The following is a 2,758-nucleotide window of genomic DNA, read 5'->3' on the forward strand; positions in this document are numbered from 1 at the left end:
GCAGTTGTAAATGAAATTAAGACTATACTTCCATCAGTGGAAATAGTTAGATTAGGCGGAAGCAGTAGATATGAAACATCAATGAGCATATTTAATGAGTTTAATTTAGATACAAAAAATATTGTATTAGCATCAGGTAAGGGATTTGCAGATGCATTATCAGGAAGCCAATTAGCTGCTAAGTTAAATGCTCCAATGGTGCTTGCAGATGAGTCTAACTTAGATGATCAATATGCTAAATTTGAAGCAAAGGGAATGGAGAACTACTACTTATTAGGAGGCAAGGGTTCCCTTAGTGATAGTTTAGAATTTGTTATAGATTTCGATATGGAAAAACAATATACTGAAATATCAGCAATGTTTGAGGTACTTGCACAAGCAATAAAGACTAAAGATATAAATAAGTATATGTCAGTTATTGACCCAAAATCTGAAGTATATGCTCCACTTAAAGAACTATATACAGAAATATTCAAAGAATTTAAAGCTAATGGTATAAATATCACTGTAACTTATAAGGATATAAAAATAACTAAAATAAACTATAAAGAGGCAGTAGTTGAAATAGTTGAAAGTGACTTGCTAGAAATTCCATCTGAAGGATATAAAGAAACCATAGAAGAAAAGGGAACTTACTATTTAAAGAGAATAAATGGAAAGTGGATGTTCTATGAAAGTGAAATAGTAGAAGAATAAAGGAAATTTTGGGATATAAAATTTTAACAGATGGCAAACAATTATGGCAGAAGGTTCTTTGAAGAACTTTCTGCCAAAGTTTTCTACTGAATGATGTTTAAGAGGAATTTTATTTAGGATTTTTTATTAGAGGTTAGTAGTTAAGAAATAAAGGTAGTAGTTAGAAAAGAGGTGGCGCATTGTATTTGTTTCAAAGCATAGTTTTTGTACTTGAAATTTTGCTTCAATTAATTTTTGCAGTAGCTATTGTAATCTTCTCTGATGCTGTGGTTCAAGGGTTTAAGGGATCAGATGTTAAGTATATAATTGGTAAAGTTTTGTCTATTATAATTGCAATATTTATGTTTATTCATTCTACTGTTCCCTATTTGAAGGATTTACCTAAATTAATTACCGGAAAGTTAATTTATTCTGTTGAATATGTTTATGATGTAAGTCGTCCAAGTAAGAGTTCTACCGAATATATCGAGGTGGAAGGAAAGACACTAGAGTTTTTTATGACATCAGGAATTAAAACTCATCAATATTACAAAATAGGATATTTACCTAATACAAATAGAGGAATTTATTTGGGGCAACTTGGATATGATCCTAACTCACAGGAAACAAAGGTAGGGTTTCCTGCTGAAGATATTCTTATATATGTATTATTAATAGTAGGAGTACTTTTATTGATGGTGGCAGCACATTTTTTCCGTTGGAAATTTTTAATATTATCTTGTATACTATCGTACCCAGTTAATATATATTTGCTTTTCGACAAGGGAATTAAGTCATGGCTTTGGGTTACTAAATATAATGATGCATTTTTTCCTTTAGTTTTACAGGTATTAGGGCTTCTATTGCTATTTGTTTTCAATTTTATAGAGAAACGTAAGGATGAAGAAATTATTGGTACATTATTCTTTGCCCAAGTTGTTGCAGCTGGAAACATGGGTTCATTTATATATAACATATTGAGGTGGTAATAAAAATGAGTATGAGTATTAAAAAAATAAAAAGGTTAAATATCGTTATTGCGCTATTATATATTTGGTTTGGAATTACTGGAATGATAGAAGGAGCAGATCCATCAAGCAGATTTTATTATGTTGACAATATAGTTCTTAGAATTATAGGGGCAGCACTTATAGTTACAAGTGTCGGACTATTGTTAAGGAAAGAAATTGCTCGTAAATCCTTCGTAGCTTTAATGGTAGCTTGTGTTTTGGAAATGATAATTACCTTTGATACAAGTGTTGAAGAAAAAGTTGTAATTATTGCTACAGCGGTATTTGCAGTGATGATTTATGCTTTACCAATGATATTTTACATGCTTCCAAAGGTAAAGAGATGTTTTCAGCTTGATGAATGGAGCCAGTATGAAAGTACCTTCGCAAATTATGATGAAAAGCAAAATTACAAACATTCCGGTATAGGAATTGCTTCATTTGTAATAGCTTTAGTTAGCATAGTTATCTTTATAGCAGGTGGAATAATAACTTATAACAGTGTTATAGCGGGTGTATCATCTGAGGAAGTGATACAAGCATCTCCTATAGTAGTTATAATTGGAATACTTTTTATTGGTTGTATGATTTCAAGTGTAGTGGGATTAGTTCTTGGAATTATAGGAGTATTTGCAAGAAAGAAGAAAAGGGTATTTGCTGTTTGGGGAATTATATTAAACTTAATAATTACAGCTATATTTACATTATCAACTCTAAGTAATATTTTTAATGAAAACATTTTAGACGGCAATTACTATATGTTGTTTATTGGATGATAAGTATATTCATTCACTAAAATCCATTACTATCCAATAGATTTTAGTAAAGATTTAATATAAAATGGGAATAGAATTGGAATTATTTATAGAATAATATAACTTGGAGGGGAACAAATGAATTTCAAGAGAGTATCAAAATTAATGTTATCAACATTTCTAGCTTTTACTATTGCTCAAGGGTTTAATCCAGTAAGTGTACAAGCTGAAACACAGTTAACTAAAACTGCTAAGAGAGTTCAAGGCTTGGACAGATTTAAAACATCAAGAGCTATAGCAGAGGAAATAGGCTTTGGT

4 protein-coding genes are annotated in these 2,758 nt (G+C 30.4%); all 4 read left to right on the plus strand.

What is annotated here, in order from left to right:
• A partial coding sequence (locus tag DP68_RS18735) for a cell wall-binding repeat-containing protein (protein ID WP_035312053.1) occupies positions 1-696 on the plus strand: 696 nt, incomplete at its 5' end.
• Positions 697-881: 185 nt separating this feature from the next.
• Entirely contained in the window at positions 882-1,664 is a 783-nt protein-coding gene (locus DP68_RS18740; protein ID WP_035312054.1) for a hypothetical protein, read from the plus strand.
• Positions 1,665-1,669: 5 nt separating this feature from the next.
• A complete protein-coding gene (locus DP68_RS18745) occupies positions 1,670-2,461 on the plus strand; it encodes a hypothetical protein (protein WP_035312055.1) in 792 nt (263 codons plus the stop codon).
• A gap of 117 nt (positions 2,462-2,578) precedes the next feature.
• Positions 2,579-2,758: hypothetical protein (locus DP68_RS18750; protein ID WP_035312056.1), on the plus strand; the 180-nt coding region annotated here is incomplete at its 3' end.

The organism is Clostridium sp. HMP27, from assembly GCF_000765165.1.
Lineage (GTDB): Bacteria > Bacillota > Clostridia > Clostridiales > Clostridiaceae > Clostridium_AK.

Coding starts and splice junctions, on each gene's coding strand:
- DP68_RS18745 (WP_035312055.1), top strand. CDS start 1,670: ATGAGTATGAGTATTAAAAAAATAAAAAGGTTAAATATCGTTATTGCG.